The sequence below is a fragment of the Geodermatophilus sp. SYSU D00703 genome (genome assembly GCF_054050155.1).
In genome coordinates this window covers 1-16,550 of sequence record NZ_JBJGYU010000023.1, presented here as the reverse complement: position 1 = coordinate 16,550, position 16,550 = coordinate 1, and the positions used below count along the sequence as shown (strand labels likewise).

14 protein-coding genes are annotated in these 16,550 nt (G+C 73.3%); 8 read left to right on the top strand and 6 right to left on the bottom strand.

What is annotated here, in order from left to right; all coding sequences use genetic code 11:
• Positions 1 to 4 precede the first annotated feature (4 nt).
• Together ACI782_RS18815 and ACI782_RS18810 are read left to right on the top strand one after the other, a co-directional pair.
• Positions 5 to 490 (top strand): (2Fe-2S)-binding protein, encoded by a 486-nt coding sequence (locus ACI782_RS18815; RefSeq protein ID WP_456911604.1) that lies wholly within the window; start codon positions 5 to 7, stop codon positions 488 to 490.
• Positions 487 to 2,829: a xanthine dehydrogenase family protein molybdopterin-binding subunit gene (locus tag ACI782_RS18810; RefSeq protein ID WP_456911603.1), complete on the top strand. Its 2,343-nt coding sequence runs from the start codon at positions 487 to 489 to the stop codon at positions 2,827 to 2,829. The genes ACI782_RS18815 and ACI782_RS18810 overlap by 4 nt, the downstream gene beginning before the upstream one ends.
• 21 nt (positions 2,830 to 2,850) lie before the next feature.
• On the opposite strand, the gene ACI782_RS18805 is transcribed toward ACI782_RS18810, so the two are convergent.
• The 5 genes from ACI782_RS18805 to ACI782_RS18785 form a co-directional block, all read right to left on the bottom strand.
• Complete coding sequence (locus tag ACI782_RS18805) at positions 2,851 to 3,987, bottom strand: LacI family DNA-binding transcriptional regulator (protein ID WP_456911602.1); 1,137 nt, start codon at positions 3,985 to 3,987, stop codon at positions 2,851 to 2,853.
• A 223-nt stretch (positions 3,988 to 4,210) separates the two neighbouring features.
• Positions 4,211 to 4,975 carry an ABC transporter ATP-binding protein gene (locus ACI782_RS18800; protein WP_456911601.1) on the bottom strand — a complete coding sequence of 255 codons (765 nt, stop codon included), beginning with the start codon at positions 4,973 to 4,975 and terminating at the stop codon, positions 4,211 to 4,213.
• 83 nt (positions 4,976 to 5,058) lie between these two features.
• The gene (locus ACI782_RS18795; RefSeq protein WP_456911600.1) at positions 5,059 to 5,877 is read right to left on the bottom strand and encodes an ABC transporter permease; all 819 of its coding nucleotides are present in this window, start codon (positions 5,875 to 5,877) and stop codon (positions 5,059 to 5,061) included.
• A gap of 73 nt (positions 5,878 to 5,950) precedes the next feature.
• Positions 5,951 to 6,805 carry an ABC transporter permease gene (locus tag ACI782_RS18790; RefSeq protein WP_456911599.1) on the bottom strand — a complete coding sequence of 285 codons (855 nt, stop codon included), beginning with the start codon at positions 6,803 to 6,805 and terminating at the stop codon, positions 5,951 to 5,953.
• A gap of 29 nt (positions 6,806 to 6,834) precedes the next feature.
• Positions 6,835 to 7,911, bottom strand: a complete 1,077-nt coding sequence (locus ACI782_RS18785; RefSeq protein WP_456911598.1) for an ABC transporter substrate-binding protein — start codon at positions 7,909 to 7,911, stop codon at positions 6,835 to 6,837.
• Between the two features lie 419 nt (positions 7,912 to 8,330).
• Here ACI782_RS18785 and hisD point away from each other — a divergent pair, with 419 nt between their 5' ends.
• From hisD to ACI782_RS18760, 5 genes are all read left to right on the top strand, one after another.
• Entirely contained in the window at positions 8,331 to 9,650 is a 1,320-nt protein-coding gene (hisD, locus tag ACI782_RS18780) for a histidinol dehydrogenase (RefSeq protein WP_456911597.1), read from the top strand.
• A gap of 37 nt (positions 9,651 to 9,687) precedes the next feature.
• Positions 9,688 to 10,689, top strand: a complete 1,002-nt coding sequence (locus ACI782_RS18775) for an amidohydrolase family protein (RefSeq protein ID WP_456911596.1) — start codon at positions 9,688 to 9,690, stop codon at positions 10,687 to 10,689.
• Between the two features lie 8 nt (positions 10,690 to 10,697).
• The gene (locus tag ACI782_RS18770) at positions 10,698 to 11,684 is read left to right on the top strand and encodes a Gfo/Idh/MocA family protein (RefSeq protein WP_456911595.1); all 987 of its coding nucleotides are present in this window, start codon (positions 10,698 to 10,700) and stop codon (positions 11,682 to 11,684) included.
• Positions 11,685 to 11,860: 176 nt separating this feature from the next.
• Positions 11,861 to 12,547, top strand: coding sequence for a cyclase family protein (locus ACI782_RS18765; protein ID WP_456911594.1), 687 nt, complete (start codon positions 11,861 to 11,863; stop codon positions 12,545 to 12,547).
• Entirely contained in the window at positions 12,544 to 13,425 is an 882-nt protein-coding gene (locus ACI782_RS18760) for an NAD(P)-dependent oxidoreductase (RefSeq protein WP_456911593.1), read from the top strand. Before ACI782_RS18765 ends, ACI782_RS18760 begins: the two co-directional genes overlap by 4 nt.
• Before the next feature lie 80 nt (positions 13,426 to 13,505).
• Here the strand turns inward: ACI782_RS18760 and ACI782_RS18755 are convergent, their stop codons facing one another.
• Positions 13,506 to 14,648: a DUF3500 domain-containing protein gene (locus ACI782_RS18755; protein ID WP_456911592.1), complete on the bottom strand. Its 1,143-nt coding sequence runs from the start codon at positions 14,646 to 14,648 to the stop codon at positions 13,506 to 13,508.
• Positions 14,649 to 14,827: 179 nt separating this feature from the next.
• On the opposite strand from ACI782_RS18755, the gene cimA reads away from it, so the two are divergent.
• Positions 14,828 to 16,438, top strand: a complete 1,611-nt coding sequence (gene cimA / locus ACI782_RS18750) for a citramalate synthase (protein WP_456911591.1) — start codon at positions 14,828 to 14,830, stop codon at positions 16,436 to 16,438.
• Positions 16,439 to 16,550: the final 112 nt, after the last annotated feature.

Sequence of the window (16,550 nt, the reverse complement as noted above, 5' to 3'; positions counted from 1 at the left end):
CAACGTGACCGGGGAACCGGTGAGGGTGCGGCTCGAGGTGAACGGCCGCCGCGAGACGGGGTCGACCGAACCGCGGACGACGCTGGCGGACTTCCTCCGCGGGGAACTCGGGCTCACCGGCACCCACGTCGGCTGCGAGCAGGGCGTGTGCGGCGCGTGCACGGTCGTCCTGGACGGGGTGGCGGTCCGCAGCTGCCTGGTGTTCGCCGTCCAGGCCGACGGGTGCGCGGTGGAGACCGTGGAGGGCCTCGGCGGGGAGGAGATGCACCCGCTGCAGCGGGCCTTCTGGGAGCGCTCGGCGGTGCAGTGCGGCTTCTGCACCCCGGGGCTGCTGATGACCGCGCTCGTGGCGCTGCGCGAGCGGACCGACTGGGACCGCGCGGCGCTGCGCGAGCGGCTCGGCGGCAACCTGTGCCGCTGCACGGGCTACCAGACGATCGTGGACGCGGTCCTCGGCGCCGCGGCCGAGCTGCCGGACGGCGACCGGTGAGCGCGCCGCGCTACGTCGGGCAGTCGGTGCGCCGCAGCGAGGACCCGCGGCTGCTGGCCGGCCGGGGCCGGTTCGTCGACGACGTGGACGAGCCGCGGCAGGCGGTCGTCGCGTTCGTCCGGTCGCCGATCGCCGCGGGGCGGATCGTGCGGGTCGACACCTCCGCGGCGGAGGCGCACCCCGGGGTGGTGGCGGTGCTGACCGCGGCCGACCTCGCGCCGTTCTGCCCGGGCTGGCGGGGGCTGCTGTCCTGGCCGGGCATGGTCGCCGGGGAGCAGACGGCGCTGGCCGCGGGCGTCGTCCGGCACGTCGGGGAGCCGGTGGTGCTCGTCGCGGCGGGTAGCCGGGCCGAGGCCGAGGACGCCGCCGAGCTCGTCGTCGTCGACTACGAGGAGCGGCCCGCGGTGCTCGACCCGGTCGCCGCGCTGGAGCCGGGCAGCCCGCTGGTGCACGAGGACCTCGGGACCAACCTCTGCTTCGCCTCCCCGTTCGGCGGCGGCGACGTCGACGCGGCCTTCGCCCGGGCCGCCGCCGTGGTCGAGGTCGCGGTGCAGACCGGCCGGCACACCGCCGTCGCCCTCGAGACGCGCGGGGTGCTGGCCGCCTTCGACCGGGACGAGCGCACGCTGACGGTGCGGGTGTCCACGCAGGCGCCGCAGATGCTGCAGACCCTCTACGCCCGGCTGCTGGACCTGCCGGAGAACTCCGTCCGGGTGGTCACCGAGCACGTCGGCGGCGCGTTCGGGATGAAGGCGTTCGTCTACCCCGACGAGATGGCGGTCGTGACCGCCGCGGTGCTGCTCGGCCGGCCGCTGAAGTGGACCCAGGACCGGTTCGAGGCGCTGCAGTCCGACACCCAGGCGCGCGACGAGCGGGTCACCGCGGCGCTCGCCGTGGACGCGGACGGGCGGATCCTGGGGCTGCGCTCCGAGGTGGTCTCCGACGCCGGGGCCTACTCGATGCTCCCGCGCGGCTGCGTCACCGAGGGCGTCCAGGTCGCGACGATCATGCCCGGGCCCTACCGGGTGCCGGCCTACGCCGCCTCGCTGCGCGTGGTGTTCACCAACAAGACGCCGCTGGCGGTCTACCGGGCGGTCGGCCACCCGCCGGCCATCCTCGTGATGGAGCTGCTGGTCGACGAGGCGGCGCGCGCGCTGGGGCTGCCCGCCGACGAGATCCGCCGGCGCAACCTGCTGGCCCCTTCGGACCTGCCGTACACCTCGCCGACCGGCAACGTGTACGACTCCGGGTCGCACCTGGAGGCCCTGGAGCGGGCCGTCGCGATGGTGGGGGACGACCTCGAGCAGCGGCGACGGGACGCCGAGCGCCGCGGCTGCCTGCTCGGGGTGGGGTTCGCCGCGTTCGTGGAGCTCTCCGCCCCCGGGGCGGTGTTCTACGGGGCGAAGGGCGCGCCGATCACCGCGCACGACCAGGTCGAGGTCACCGTCCAGCCCGACGGGTCGGTGACCGTGCTGCTGGGCACGCCCGGCCAGGGGCAGGGGCTGCACACCACGGCGGCGCAGGTCGTGGCCGACGGGCTCGGCGTCCGGCTGGAGGACGTCCGGGTGGTGTCCGGCGACACCGGCGTGGTGCCGCACGGCAGCGGCGTGTGGGCCAGCCGGTCGGCCGTCGTCTCGGTGGGCGCGGCGCACGCTGCGGCCGTGGAGGTGCGCCGCAGGCTGCTCGTCCTGGCCGGGCACCTGCTCGAGGCCGACCCCGACGACCTGGAGCTCGCCGACGGCGTCGTCGGCGTCCGCGGGGTCCCGGGCGCCGGGACGCCGGTGCGGGAGGTCGCCGCCGTCGCGTACTGGGGCACCCACCGGCTGCCCCTGGACGTCGAGGTGGGCCTGGGCGCGGTCGGGTCGTACGCCGGCCCGCCCTACACGTTCAACAACGGCACGCACGTGGCCGTCGTCGAGGTCGAGCGGGCCACCGGGCTGGTCCGCGTCGTCGACTACGGCGTCGTCGAGGACTGCGGCGTGCTGGTCAACCCCGACGTGGTCGACGGCCAGATCCGCGGCGGCATCGCGCAGGGGCTGGGCGGAGCGCTGCTCGAGCGGGTGGTGTACGACCCGATCGGCCAGCCGCTGACCTCGACCCTGCTCGACTACCTCGTGCCGACGGCGGTCGACCTGCCCGACATCCGCATCGAGCACATCGAGACGCCCGCCCCCACGACCACGCTGGGGACGAAGGGCGTCGGCGAGGCCGGGACGGCGGGGGCGCCGGCCGCCGTCCACTGCGCGGTCAACGACGCGCTGGCGCGGACGGGGGCGCGGGTGTGGCGACAGCCGATCCGCCCGGAGGACGTGCTGGGCGCGCTGACGGCGGCGCGCTGAGGCCGCCGTCGGGGGAGGGCCTCAGCGGCCGGTCGGCGCCCGGTCGACGGTCGCCCGGCGGACCAGGCTGGTCGCGAACACCTGCTCGCGGCCGGGGCCGAGTTCTCCGGAGTGCTCGATGCGCTCGGCCAGCATCCGGGCCGCCGCGCGGGCCATGTCGCCGATCGGCTGGCGCAGGGTGGTGAGCTGGAAGACCTCCCAGGCCGCCATCGGGATGTCGTCGAAGCCCAGGATCGAGACGTCCTCGGGGACGCGGACGCCCAGCGACAGCGCCGCGTCGATGGCGCCGAAGGCCACCACGTCGTTGCCGCACACGATGGCGGTCGGCGGCTCCGGCAGCCGCAGCAGGTCCCGGGAGTGCTGGTAGCCGCTCTGGTGCGAGTAGGTGCCCTCGCGGACCAGGGTGGGGTCCAGCCGCAGTCCGGCCCCGGCCAGCGACTCGGCCAGCCCCGCCCGGCGGTCCCGGCTGGTCGAGGTGTTGGACGGGCCGCTGATCAGCGCGACCCGGCGGTGGCCGAGGTCGAGCAGGTGCCGGCCCCCGACCATCGCCCCGCCGTGGTTGTCGCTGATCACCCGGTCGACGTCCAGGCCGTCGATGTACCGGTTGAGCAGGACCGTCGGCAGGCCGCGCCGCTGCAGCTCGACCGCGAACCGGGAGCCGAGCGTCGCGGTGGTGACCAGCACCCCGTCGATGGAGCGGTCCAGCAGTCGCTGCAGGGTCTCCTGGCCGGCGAGCACGTCGGTCCGCTCGGTGAGCAGGACCACCCGGTAGCCCAGCAGCTGCAGCTCGTCGTAGATCGGGGTGAGCAGCGACGGGAAGAACGGGTTGGTCAGGTCGGAGACGACGACCGCGACGGTGCGCGTCGACCGGGAGACCAGGCTGCTGGCCAGCGAGTTCGGCACGTAGCCCAGCCGCCGGGCGGCCTGGTCGACCTTGCGCCGCGTCTCCTCCCGCACCCTCGGGTCGCCCCGCAGCGCCCGGGAGACCGTCGACTGCGACACCCCGGCCGCCCGGGCCACGGTCCAGCTGGTCGGCGTGTCCGGAGCGACCCGGTCCCGGGCGCCGGCCCGGGACAGCGGGGACGGCGGCGGCAGCGGCGCCCCGGCGGGCTCGTCGGGCCGGTCGAGCGGGTCGACCGCCGAGGACTCGGCGGTCACCGGTCGGCCTCGTCCGGACGGGCCGTGCCGGAGCAGGCGGTGGACATGGTCTTCCCCCTCGGGTCGTGCGGGTGGCGAGTGGCCGGACGGCGTCGGTGCTGCGGCAGGACCGTCCGGCGTGCCGCACGGTGCGGGGATCCCCGCGGTGCCGCGCCTGCCACGGGCACCGGGCGGGCGGGCACCCGGCGGCGGCGCGACACCCCGACCCAGGGGCCGGCAGGCGTCAGACGGCCGCGGCGACCTGGGGGGTCATGGCCTTCATCTTCTCCAGCCGGGCGAGCACCTCGGCCTGGAGGGTGGCGACCGCCGGGTCGGACTGACGGCGCGGGCGCGGCAGGTCGATGGTGATGTCCTCGTAGATCCGCCCACCGGGCTGCAGCACGATGATGCGGTCGGAGAGCTCCACGGCCTCGACGACGTCGTGGGTGACGAAGACGACGGTCTTCTTCGACTGCGACCAGATGTCCTGGAGCTGGGCGCGCAGGCCGCGGGCGGTGATCGCGTCGAGGTGGCTGAACGGCTCGTCCATGATCAGCAGGTCGGGCTCCACCGCGAAGGCGCGGGCGATGCCGACGCGCTGCTGCATGCCGCCGGAGAGCTGGCCGGGGTAGAAGTCGCCGTGCTTGCCCAGGCCGACCATGTCCAGGTACTTGTCGACCCGCTTGCCGGTGACCTCGTCGTCCTTGTCCTGGACGTACATCATGTTCTTCCGCACCGAGCGCCACGGCAGCAGGCGCGGGTCCTGGAACACGTAGCCCAGCCGGGCGGGCCGGCCGTCGTCGCTGGTGACGGCGATGTCCCCGGACGTGTGCGTCTCGACCCCGGAGATGATGTTCAGCAGGGTGCTCTTGCCGCAGCCGGACGGGCCGACGATCGACACGAAGGTCTGGCCGCGGACGTCGAAGCTGATGTGGTCGAGGACGCGGTTGCTCCGGGCGGTGCCCGCGCCGAAGGTCTTGCAGAGGTCGTTCACCGTCAGGACGGCCATGTCAGTGCCTCTCGGATGTGGGTGCCAGCTGAGGTCTTGGGAGGGGGTGGGGCGGCGCCGGCCGGCGCCGCCCCACCGGTCGGTCAGTGGGCGGCGTCCCGCCAGCGGAAGGCGCGCTTCGACAGCCGCTCGAGGATGAGCTGGTCGAGGATGATGATCACGCCGACGAAGAGCACGACCCAGGCCGCGAAACCGGCGAACTGGTTGGCGTCGTACCAGTAACGGGCCCGGTAGCCGGCGCCGCCCGAGCCGCCGAACCACTCGGCCAGGAGCACGCCGTTCCAGCCCATGATCACGGCGAAGCGCAGGCCGGCCATGATGTAGCCGGCGACGGCGGGCAGGACCAGGTCCTGGATCCGCCGGCTGAGCGGGACGCCGTAGGACGCCGACATGTCGCGCAGGTCGCGGGAGACGCCCCCCACGCCCTGGGCCACGTTGACGATCATGAAGGGCACCGCGGTCAGGAACGTGGTGACGATCGGGCTGGTGTGGCCGAACCCGAACCACATGACGGTCAGGAACGCCCACATGATCGCCGGGATCGACAGGCCGACCAGGACCAGGCTCTCGCCGAACGCCCGGGCCATGGGGGACAGGCCGATGAGGACGCCGACGAGGATGCCGACGACCACCGACAGGCCCACGCCGATGCCGAACCGGTAGAAGGTGTCGGCGAAGTTCCCGAACACCTCGCCCCGGCGGAACTCCTCGACCAGGGACTCGACCACCGACACCGGGCCGGGGATGCGCTCGAACAGCCAGGCGAGCACCACCCACAGCGCGAACGCCGAGACGTAGAAGGTGGCGCGGGCCGCCCGGTCGCTGGTCAGCCGCCGCTGCCAGGCCGGCCGGGACCGGGCGATCTCCTCGGTGGACCTGCGACGGGTCAGGGTCTCGGTCACGACTCCTCCTCGCTGGCGCTCGTCGTTGCCGTGTCCGGCGGTGCTGTGCCTCTGGGTGCCCTCGCGAGGTCGGTCACCGTGCCGCCCTCTCCTCGGGCCGCCAGGCGAGCACGCGCTGCTCCAGCTTGCGGAGCAGCAGGCGCTCGATCAGCAGCATGAACACGATGAACAGGGCCATCCAGGCGATGACGCCGGTGATGTTGAACAGCTGGTACTCGGTGCGGATCTGGAAGCCGACGCCGTTGGTCCCGCCGAACACCTCGGTCAGGGCCTCGACCTTCCAGGCCACCGCGAAGGACATCCGGACCGCCGCGAACAGGTAGGGCACGATCGTCGGGAGGAACACGTCCCGGCGGATCTGCTGGGGGCTGCGCCCGAACGCCTGGCTCATCTTCACCAGGTTCTGGTCGACGCCCCGGATGCCCTCGGCCACGTTGAGCGCCACGTAGGGCGTCGACACCAGGGCCACGGCGAGCACCGGGCCCAGGTTCGACAGGCCGAAGATGATCAGCGACAGGACGGCGTAGGTGAGCGCGGGGATGGTGCCCGCGACGGTCACGCCGTCCAGGAAGAACGACCGCCAGTAGTTGTAGCGGCCCATCAGGTAGCCGACCGGGGCGCCGATGAGGACGGCGACCCCGAAGCCGGCGAAGGTCTTCAGCACGCTGGCGAAGAAGTCCGAGACCAGCGCGCCGCTGGCCACGATCTCCCACATCTCGATACTGACCTCGAGCGGGTTCGGCAGGGTGCCGAACGGCAGGTAGTACGCGGCCACCTGCCAGATGCCGAGCATGGCGGCCCAGCCGGCCAGGAGGAGGGCGAGGTGCCGGCGCTTGTTGCGCGCGGCCGCGCGGCGAGCCTGCTCCTCGCCCTCCAGCCAGGTGACCGCCGGCGTCGTGGGTGGCGCCTCGACCACGGGGTTGGTCATGGTTCTCCCTCGTCGGGTCCCGACGGACGTCAGGGCTGCTGGAGGTCGGTGGTGAAGTTCGGGTCCTCGACGTCCTCCTCGATGAACCCGGTCTCGCGCATGAGGTCGAAGACCTCCATCTCGCCGTCGGCCCACTCCTGGTCGATGTAGGCGCTGTCGACGAACCAGTCGAACTTGTTCTCCAGCCAGTCCTGGAGGAAGGCCATCTCCTGCTCGTTGCGGACGGCGAAGTCCTCGGGGTAGGCGGCGATGATCTCGTCGCGGTGCTGCTGCCACTCCTGGATGCCGCGGTCCCACAGCTCGATCAGGAAGGCCGACTCCTCGGGGTTGGCCTCGACCCACGACTGCCGCGCGACGAACACGTTGGTCTGCGGGTGGGTCAGCACCGAGGAGTCGCTGGCGTAGTTCTGCGCCCAGAACTGCGCGGCCGACGTCCCGTCGTACAGCGGCTTGATCTGCCCGCTCATCAGCTGGGGGACGGCGAAGTCCGGCAGGCACAGGCAGGCGTCGGCGTCGCCGCGGGCCACCAGGTCGGCGAGGTTCTGGATGTCGGTGACGACCAGCTCGAAGTCACCGCCGCCGGCCCGCAGGTCCAGGCCGCACTGCTCCTTGGCGTACATGCCCCAGATCAGCGTGATGCTGACGTTGGTGAAGGTCGCGATCCGCTGGCCCTCGAGGTCGCAGATGGTCTGCGCGGGGTTGTCCGCGCCGACCGCGACGATGCTCCGGTCGGTGTTGTACTTGCCGAAGACGGTGGCCGGCTCGCCGGTCGCCTCCTCCAGGTCCGGGACCTCGTAGCTGGCCGCCGAGATGACGTCGGCGTGGCCGCCGGCGTAGACGCCGAACTCGTCCCACGACGAGGAGGTCAGGATCTGGACTCCGGCGGCCTCCTCCATCTCCTGCTTGATGCCCTGGTCCTCGAGCCACTTCCAGACCGGGTCCGGCGCCATGACCATGTTGACGACGCCGTTGGCGTCCTGGGCCTCGCCGGCCGGCTGGCTCGACCCGCCGCCGGAGGCGCACGCGGTGGCCGTGACCGCCAGCGCGGCCGCCCCTGCCACCAGGCGCAGCTTCCCCGCCCGGGTACCGCCTGCTCTGTTCCCCATCGGTTCCTGCCTTCTGGTCGGGGACGCGTCCGCCGCGTCCGTCGCACGGGTGCCGCTCGTGGTGACTGCCGACGCGCGTGCCGCCGGCCGGTGGAGCTCGGGCGCCGGTCGCCGTACCGGCCGGGGGAGCGGACCGGGATGTGACCGAGACCACGTATACGGGCCGGAACTGTGCACGGAAGATCGTGCATACGTCAAGCACTCCTGCCTCGACGCCCCCGCACCGGGTGCCCGGCGGCGGGAGGTGGAGGCGGTCGAGCCGTCGGCCGACGGTCGTGCCGCGGCCACCTGACCAGCGGTTTCGGGTGGCGGACGGCCCGCGGTGCCCCCGGTCCGGCGGTCGCCGGAGGACCGGCGGCTTGACATGACTAGGTATGCACAACACGATGCAGGCCCCGACGTGACCTGGAGCACACCTGATGATCCGGCAGCTGAAGAAGAAGGCGATCGACGCCGCACCGCGGCAGGGATCGCCCGAGGTGGCCGACGTGGTCGCCCGCGTGATCGCCGACGTCCGAGCGCGGGGCGACGAGGCCGTGCGCGAGTACTCCGAGCGGTTCGACTCCTGGTCCCCGGAGGACTTCCGGCTCGCGCCCGAGGAGGTCGAGCGCATCGTCGCCGGCGTCGACCGCGAGGTGGTCGAGGACCTGCGGACGGTGCAGGCCAACGTCGCGGCGTTCGCGCGGCACCAGCTGGGCTCGATGCGCGAGTTCGAGGTGGAGACGCAGCCCGGCGTCTTCCTGGGGCAGCGGCACCTGCCGATCGCCGCGACCGGCGCGTACGTGCCCGGCGGGCGGTACCCGCTGACGGCCTCGGCCCACATGACCGTGGTGACCGCGAAGGTCGCCGGGGTGGCACGGGTGACGGCGTGCACGCCGCCCATCCGCGGGCAGGTCCCCGCGGCCACGGTCGCCGCGATGCACCTCGCCGGAGCCGACGAGATCTTCCTCCTCGGCGGGGTCCAGGCCGTCGCCGCCATGGCGCTGGGGACCGAGACCATCGGCAAGGTCGACCTGCTGGCGGGCCCGGGCAACGCCTACGTCGCCGAGGCCAAGCGGCAGCTGTTCGGCGAGGTCGGCATCGACCTGTTCGCCGGCCCCACCGAGATCCTCGTCGTGGCCGACGACCGCGCCGACCCCTTCGTCGTCGCCGTCGACCTGCTCAGCCAGGCCGAGCACGGCCCGGACTCCCCGGCGGTCCTGATCACCACGTCCGAGACGGTCGCGCGGGAGGCGATGGCGCACGTCGACCGGCTGCTGGCGGACATGCCGACCGCCGACATGGCCGGCCCCGCGTGGCGGGACCACGGGCAGGTCCTCGTCGTGGACGACCTGGCCGAGGCCTACCGGCTGGCCGACGAGTTCGCCAGCGAGCACGTCCAGATCCTCACCGAGGAGCCGCGCCGGGCGCTGGAGCAGATGCGCAACTACGGCGCCCTGTTCCTCGGGGAGGGGACCTGCGTCTCCTACGGGGACAAGGTCATCGGCACCAACCACGTCCTGCCCACGCGCGGGGCCGCCCGGTACACCGGCGGCCTGTGGGTGGGGAAGTACCTGCGGACGGTGACCTACCAGGAGGTCACCGACCCCGCGGCCAGCGCCGGGCTCGGCGAGCTGTGCGGCCGCGCGGCCCGGATCGAGCTGTTCGAGGGCCACGCCCGCTCCGGCGACGTCCGCGCCGCCAAGTACGCCGGGGCCGAGCTGCCCTGGGCGCCCGACGTGTACGCCCCCGTCTCCTGACCGACCGCACCCGACCCGCCCCTACCGAGAGGACGCCATGTCCGGCCGCACCGTCGACATCCACGCCCACGTGTTCACCCCGGCGTGTCAGGAGCTCGTGAAGGGCCTGATGGAACCGCAGTACGAGCCGTTCTCGTACTGGGCGGGGGCGGAGACCAACGAGTACCAGCCCAGGCACACCGCCGAGATCATGCCCAAGCTGACCGACATCGACGTCCGGCTGGCCGACATGGACGCCATGGGCATCGACGTCCAGGCCATCTCGGTCGCGCCGCCGCAGTACTACTACTGGACCGACGTCGAACTCGGGCGGACGCTCGCGCGGATGCAGAACGAGAACCTGGCGTCGATCGTGGCCGACCACCCCGACCGCTTCGTCGGGCTGGCCACCGTCCCGCTCCAGGACGTCTCCTCCGCGGTGGAGGAGCTCGAGCACTGCGTCCGCGAGTACGGGTTCCGCGGCGTGGAGATCAACACCAACGTCTTCGGCCTCGACCTCGACGACCGGCGGTTCCGGCGGTTCTTCGCCAAGGCCGAGGAGCTCGACGTCGTCGTGCTGCTGCACCCGAACGGCTTCACCCACGGCGAGCGGCTGCAGAAGTACTACATGACCAACGTGATCGGGAACCCGCTGGACACCACGGTGGCGATCAACCGGATCATCCACGGCGGCGTCCTCGAGGACCACCCGGCGCTCAAGCTCTGCCTGGTGCACGGCGGCGGGTTCCTGCCCTTCTACTCCTCACGGATCGACCACTCCTACGAGCTGCGGCCGGAGGGCCGGCACCACATCACCCGGCCGCCCAGCACCTACCTCAAGCAGGTCTACGTCGACTGCCTGGTGTTCGACTCGGTCCACCTGGAGTTCCTCGTCCAGCAGATGGGGGCCGACCACGTCGTCATCGGCACCGACTACCCCTTCGACATGGGCCACTACGACCCGCTGGGGCAGATCGACGGGGTCCGGGGCCTGAGCGACGAGGACCGCAACCTCATCCGCAGCGCCACCGCCGCCAAGCTGCTCAAGCTGGACGGCTGAGGCCCGCCGTGGACGTCGCCGTGGTCGGGCTGGGCTGGTGGGGCCAGAAGGTCCTCGACGAGCTGGCCCACAGCACGACGGTGCGGGCGGTGGTGGGCGTGGACCCCGAGCCGACCGGGCGGGAGCGGGGGGCGGCGCGGGGCCTGCCGACGACGGCCGACCTGGGCGAGGCGCTGGCCGACCCCGCCGTCGAGGCGGTCGTGCTGTGCTCGCCGCACCGGTTCCACTCCGCGCAGATCGTGGCCGCCGCGGAAGCCGGCAAGCACGTCTTCTGCGAGAAGCCCTTCAGCACGACGGTGGCCGACGCCGAGGTGGCCCTCGCGGCCGTCGCGGGAGCCGGCGTCCAGCTGGGGGTGGGGCACGAGCGGCGCTTCGAGCCGCCGGTGGTGGAACTGCAGGAGAAGGTCCGCTCCGGCGAGCTGGGCACGCCGCTGGTCTTCGAGGGGAACTTCAGCCAGGACAAGTTCCTGGCGCTGCCCCCGGACAACTGGCGGCTGTCGAGCGTGGAGGCGCCGGTCGGCCCGCTGTCGGCGACCGGCATCCACCTGGTCGACCTCGCCGTCGGCCTGCTCGGTGAGCCGGTGGAGGTGTGGGCCCGCCTGGCCACCCGCGCCACGACGTTCGGCAACGGCGACACCCTCTCGGTGACGCTCGGCTTCGCCAGCGGGGCGACGGCGAGCATCACCGCCATCCTCACCACGCCGTTCATCGGGCGGATGTGCCTGCTCGGGTCGGAGGGGTGGATGGAGATCCGCGACCGCGCCCACCCGGAGGCCCCGGCCGGCTGGGACGTCACCACCCGCTACCGGGACAGCGAGCCGACCACCCGGTTCGTCCCGCCCAGCCCCGCCGTCCGCGACAACCTCGAGCGCTTCGCCGCCGCCGTCGAGGGCACCGCCGAGTACCCGATCCCCCCGGCCGACGTCCGCGCCACCGTGCGGGCGTTCGAGGCGATCACCCGGTCGGCGCTCAGCGGCGCGGTGGAGCGCGTCTGAGAGGATCCCCTGCTCCCCACGACTCGCGGGCTCGCCGCGGGCCCCTGCAGGGGGCCACCCCCAGAAGGACCCCGTCCAGCAGCACCTGTCCCAGAAGGACCTCGTCCTCCCCACCCTCGCGAGCCGGGGGCGGTACCCGGGACGAGGCCGTCAGTCCCCACTGCCGAGGAGAGCGCATGCAGATCATCGACCTGTCGCAGGACATCTACGAGGGGATGAAGGTCTACCCCGGGCACCTGAAGACCGTGCAGTTCGAGCACGCCACGCACGAGGAGACCGCCCCGCGGTTCGAGGGTGGCTTCTCGTTCCAGACCACCGGGTTCATCCTCAACGACAACGGGCCCACGCACGTGGACTCGTTCTCCCACCTCGACCCGGCACCCGGCGCCGAGACCATCGACCAGATGCCGCTGGAGCTGTTCTACGGGCCGGCGGTGTGCCTGGACGTGACCGGCTTCGCGCCGCAGACCGACATCACCGCCGAGGACCTCGACCGCATCGAGGCGGAGTCGCCGGTCGACGTGCAGCGCGGGGACATCGTGCTGTTCCACACGGCCACCTGGAACCGGTTCGTCGGGGACAAGCGCTACCTCACCGACTTCGCCGGGCTGGGGGAGTCCGCGGCGGAGTGGATCGTGCAGCGCGGCGTCAAGACCTTCGGCGTGGACAGCCCCACGCCGGACAACCCGGCCAGCAAGACCTACCCGATCCACATGATGTGCCGGCGGGAGCACATCACCCACTACGAGAACCTGGCCAACCTCGACCAGGTCGTGAACCGGCGGTTCACCTTCGTCGGCTTCCCGCTCAAGGTCCGCGGGGCGCACGGCGGTCCCACCCGCGCGGTGGCCCTGGTCGAGTGAGCGGGGCCGCGGGCGCTCCGGTCGTCGCCGTCCTCGGCACCGGCACGATGGGTGCCGGGATGGTGCGGTCGCTGGTCGATGCGGGCGTGCCCGTGCGGATGTGGAACCGCGACGGCAGCAAGGCCCGGGCACTGGCCGGCCCGGGGGCCGAGGCGTTCGACTCCCCGGCCGCGGCGGCCGAGGGCGCCGACGTCGTCCTGACGATGCTCTTCGACGCCGGTGCGGTGGTCGACGCGGTCCGCCGGGCCGCGCCGGCCGCCGGCACGCTGTGGCTGCAGTGCTCGACGGTGGGCGTCGAGGACGTCGACCGGCTGGCCGGGCTCGCCCGCGAGCTCGGCCTGGTGCTGGTCGACTGCCCGGTGCAGGGCACCCGCAAGCCAGCCGAGGAGGGCACGCTGGTCCTGCTCGCCTCCGGTCCGGACGACGCCCGCGAGCGGCTGGCGCCGGTGTTCGACGCGCTCGGCCGCAGGACGCTGTGGCTCGGCGAGGCCGGCGCCGGCACCCGGCTCAAGCTGGTCTGCAACGCCTGGGTGCTGACCCTCGTCGCGGGCGTCGCCCAGTCGGTGGCGATGGCGCGCGGGCTGGGGCTGGACCCGCGGGACTTCTTCCGGGTCCTCGAGGGCGGCCACCTCGACGCCCCGTTCGCGCGGGTCAAGGGTGCGGCGATGATCGACCGCGACTACCCGGTCTCCTTCGCCGTCAGCGGGGCGGTGAAGGACGTCCACCTCATCCGGGCGGCGCTGGCGGCGGCCGGGGTCTCCGACCGGTTCGCCGCGGCCGTGCACGAGGCGCTGGAGGCGGCGGCCGACCGCGTCGTCGACCCCGCCGCGGTCGACATGGCCGCGCTCGTCGAGGGGCTGCCGCTCGACCCCCGCTGAGGCCCCCGCCCGTGGTGCCGGGGGCCCCAGTGGTGTCGGGGGCCTCAGCGGTGCCGGCGGCCTCAGCGGTGCCGGCGGCCTCAGTGGTGGCGGCGGCGGTGCTCGGCGAGCACGTCGAGCCCGAAGTCGGCCTGCGGGTCCCGCCACACCGAGTGGGCGTGGTTGGCCCCTCGGGCGGTGTTGTCCCACTCCACCAGCAGCCGGGGCGCCTGCAGCCGGTAGTAGTGCGGCTGCCCGGGCTCGAGGGAGCCCGCCCAGGCCAGGTGCACGCCGTCGAGGTCGACGTCCGGCGCGAGCCCGTCGGGCACCCGGCCCAGGTAGCCGGTGAGGAGGGTCTGCAGCAGGGCGCGCTGCTCGCGGTCGAGCGCGGTCGCCGGCAGTCCCTTCGGCTCGGCGGTCAGCGCCAGCCGGGCGTGGTCGGCGTCGCCGTAGCCGCTCGCGGCCTCCGCGCTCTCCGCCATGCGCGTGACCCGCTCGACGAGCCGGGGCTCGGTGAAGCGCTGCCGCCAGATGTCGGTCAGCTGGATCAACTCGTCGCCGTCGTCGATGCGGGGGCGGTTGCCGCCGACGATGTCCGACGGCGCCCGGTCGAGCAGCACCGCTGCCGCGCGCAGGTCCGGTGACAGCGAGCGCACCAGGTCCCGCGCGAGGTCCTCGACGCGGCCCAGCAGGCGGAGGTCGGTGCCGCCGAGCAGCGGTGCGGACGCCGGGTCGGCGCCCAGGAAGCACGGGGTCGTCGACCGCACGGCGCCGTCGACGACGAGGTTGTTCAGCGAGACGTGGTGCCCGCCGAAGCGCCAGCCCCAGGGCCGGTCGCCGCCGGGCGTGCCGAACACGCGCAGGTAGTAGAGGCCGGGGTCGCGGCCGCGCTCGCGACCCCAGTCGACCGTCCAGCCCTCCAGGTGGTCGAGCACGTTCTCCCAGCCGATGACCGCGGCGACCGTGACGTACCCGGCGGTCGACAGGCCGCTGGCCACCAGCCGCATGGCCAACTGCTGCTGGCCCGGGCGCTGCCGGCCCAGGGGGAGTCCGCCGTGGTCGGTCGGCGTGTAGTACCAGCGCAGCCGCTCGGCCTCGGCCGCATCGTCGTCCGGGCCGGGCCAGGCGGCGAGCTCGCGCTGGTCGGGGTCAAGCGCGTCGAGCCATGCCGTCGCGGCGGCGGCCATGGCCTCGGCCACCTCCCGCGCCGCCGTCCCCGCGGCCGAGTCGCTGGTCGTCGTCATGCCCCCGAACCGTAGGACCTGCCGAGCGGGCGTGGTTTACTCGTCGTGATGCACCCCACCGGCTCGCTCGCCATCATCGCCTAGCGCGCAGTCACCTCCCCGACTGCGCGCCGACCTCCCGTACCCGGGGGGTCTTTTTCGTGTTCGGGCCGTTGCCGACCAGCTCCCGGGAGACCCCGATGACCCTCGACCCCGCCACCGCCCTGGACTTCCACGTCTTCGACACCACGCTGCGCGACGGTGCGCAGCGGGAGGGCGTGAGCTACTCCGTCGCCGACAAGCTGGCCGTCGCGCGGCTGCTCGACGAGATCGGGGTGGGGTTCATCGAGGGCGGCTGGCCCGGCGCGCTGCCGAAGGACACCGAGTTCTTCGCCCGGGCCCGCACCGAGCTCAAGCTGCGCCACGCCCAGCTGGTGGCGTTCGGGGCCACCCGCAAGGCCGGCGTGCGGGTGGAGGACGACCCGCAGGTGCGGGCGCTGCTGGACGCCGAGACCCCGGTGGTCTGCCTGGTCGCCAAGTCCGACGTCCGGCACGTGCGCGAGGCGCTGCGGACGACGCTCGAGGAGAACCTGGCGATGGTGGCCGACACCGTCGCGTTCTTCGTGCGGCACGGCCGCCGGGTGTTCCTCGACTGCGAGCACTTCTTCGACGGCTACAAGGCCGACCCCGACTACGGCGTGCGGGTGCTCGAGGCCGCGTTCGGCGCGGGCGCCGAGGTCGGCGTCATGTGCGACACCAACGGCGGGATGCTGCCGATGGGCGTGGGACGCATCGTCGCCGACGTCCGCTCGCGCGTGAGCGGCAAGCTCGGCATCCACTGCCAGGACGACACCGGTTGCGCGGTCGCCAACAGCCTGGCCGCGGTGGAGGCCGGCGTCACCCACGTCCAGGGGACGGCGAACGGCTACGGCGAGCGGGCCGGCAACGCCGACACGTTCGCGCTCATCGGCAACCTGGTCACGAAGATGGGCCTGCCCGTCGTGCCCGCGGAGTGCCTGCCGGAGCTGCAGCGGGTCAGCCACGCGATCGCCGAGCTGGCCAACATCGCCCCCGACGACCACCAGCCCTTCGTCGGCGCCTCGGCGTTCGCGCACAAGGCGGGCCTGCACGCCAGCGCGATCAAGGTCAGCCCCGAGCTGTACAACCACCTCGACCCGGCCGTCGTCGGCAACGACATGCGGATCCTGGTGACCGAGATGGCCGGTCGGGCCTCGGTGGAGCTCAAGGGCCGCGAGCTCGGCGTCGCCCTCGACGGCCATCCCGACGCCATCGCCCGCGTGGTCGACCAGGTCAAGGTGCTCGAGGCCGACGGCTGGTCGTTCGAGGCCGCGGACGCCTCCTTCGAGCTGCTGCTGCGCGCCCAGCTGCCCGACGCGCCCGCACCGCTGTTCGAGCTGGAGAGCTACAAGACGTCGGTCGAGCACTGGGGCAACGGCGTGGTCGTCAGCGAGGCGACCGTCAAGGTGCACGTCGACGGCGAGCGGATCATCAGCACCGGCGAGGGCAACGGTCCCGTCAACGCCCTCGACAACGCGCTGCGACAGGCGCTGGTGAGCCGGTACCCGCAGCTGGCCGACGTGCAGCTGGCCGACTACAAGGTCCGCATCCTCGGCTGGAAGGGCGGCACCAGCGCCACGACACGGGTGCTCATCGACACCACCGACGGCGTGGGGGAGTGGACCACCGTCGGCGTGCACGACAACATCGTCGAGGCCTCCTGGCACGCGCTGGTGGACGCGCTCACCTACGCCGTCCGCCACCGGGGGCCGGCGCGCGCCGCCCGGGCCTGACCGATCGGGGCGGGGGGCCGGCGCCGGGCGGCCGCCCCGCGCGCAGCTCCCCCGCCGCGCCGAGCCCAACCGCCCGAACCCCCACACCAGAGGGGGGTGTCTATAGATTATA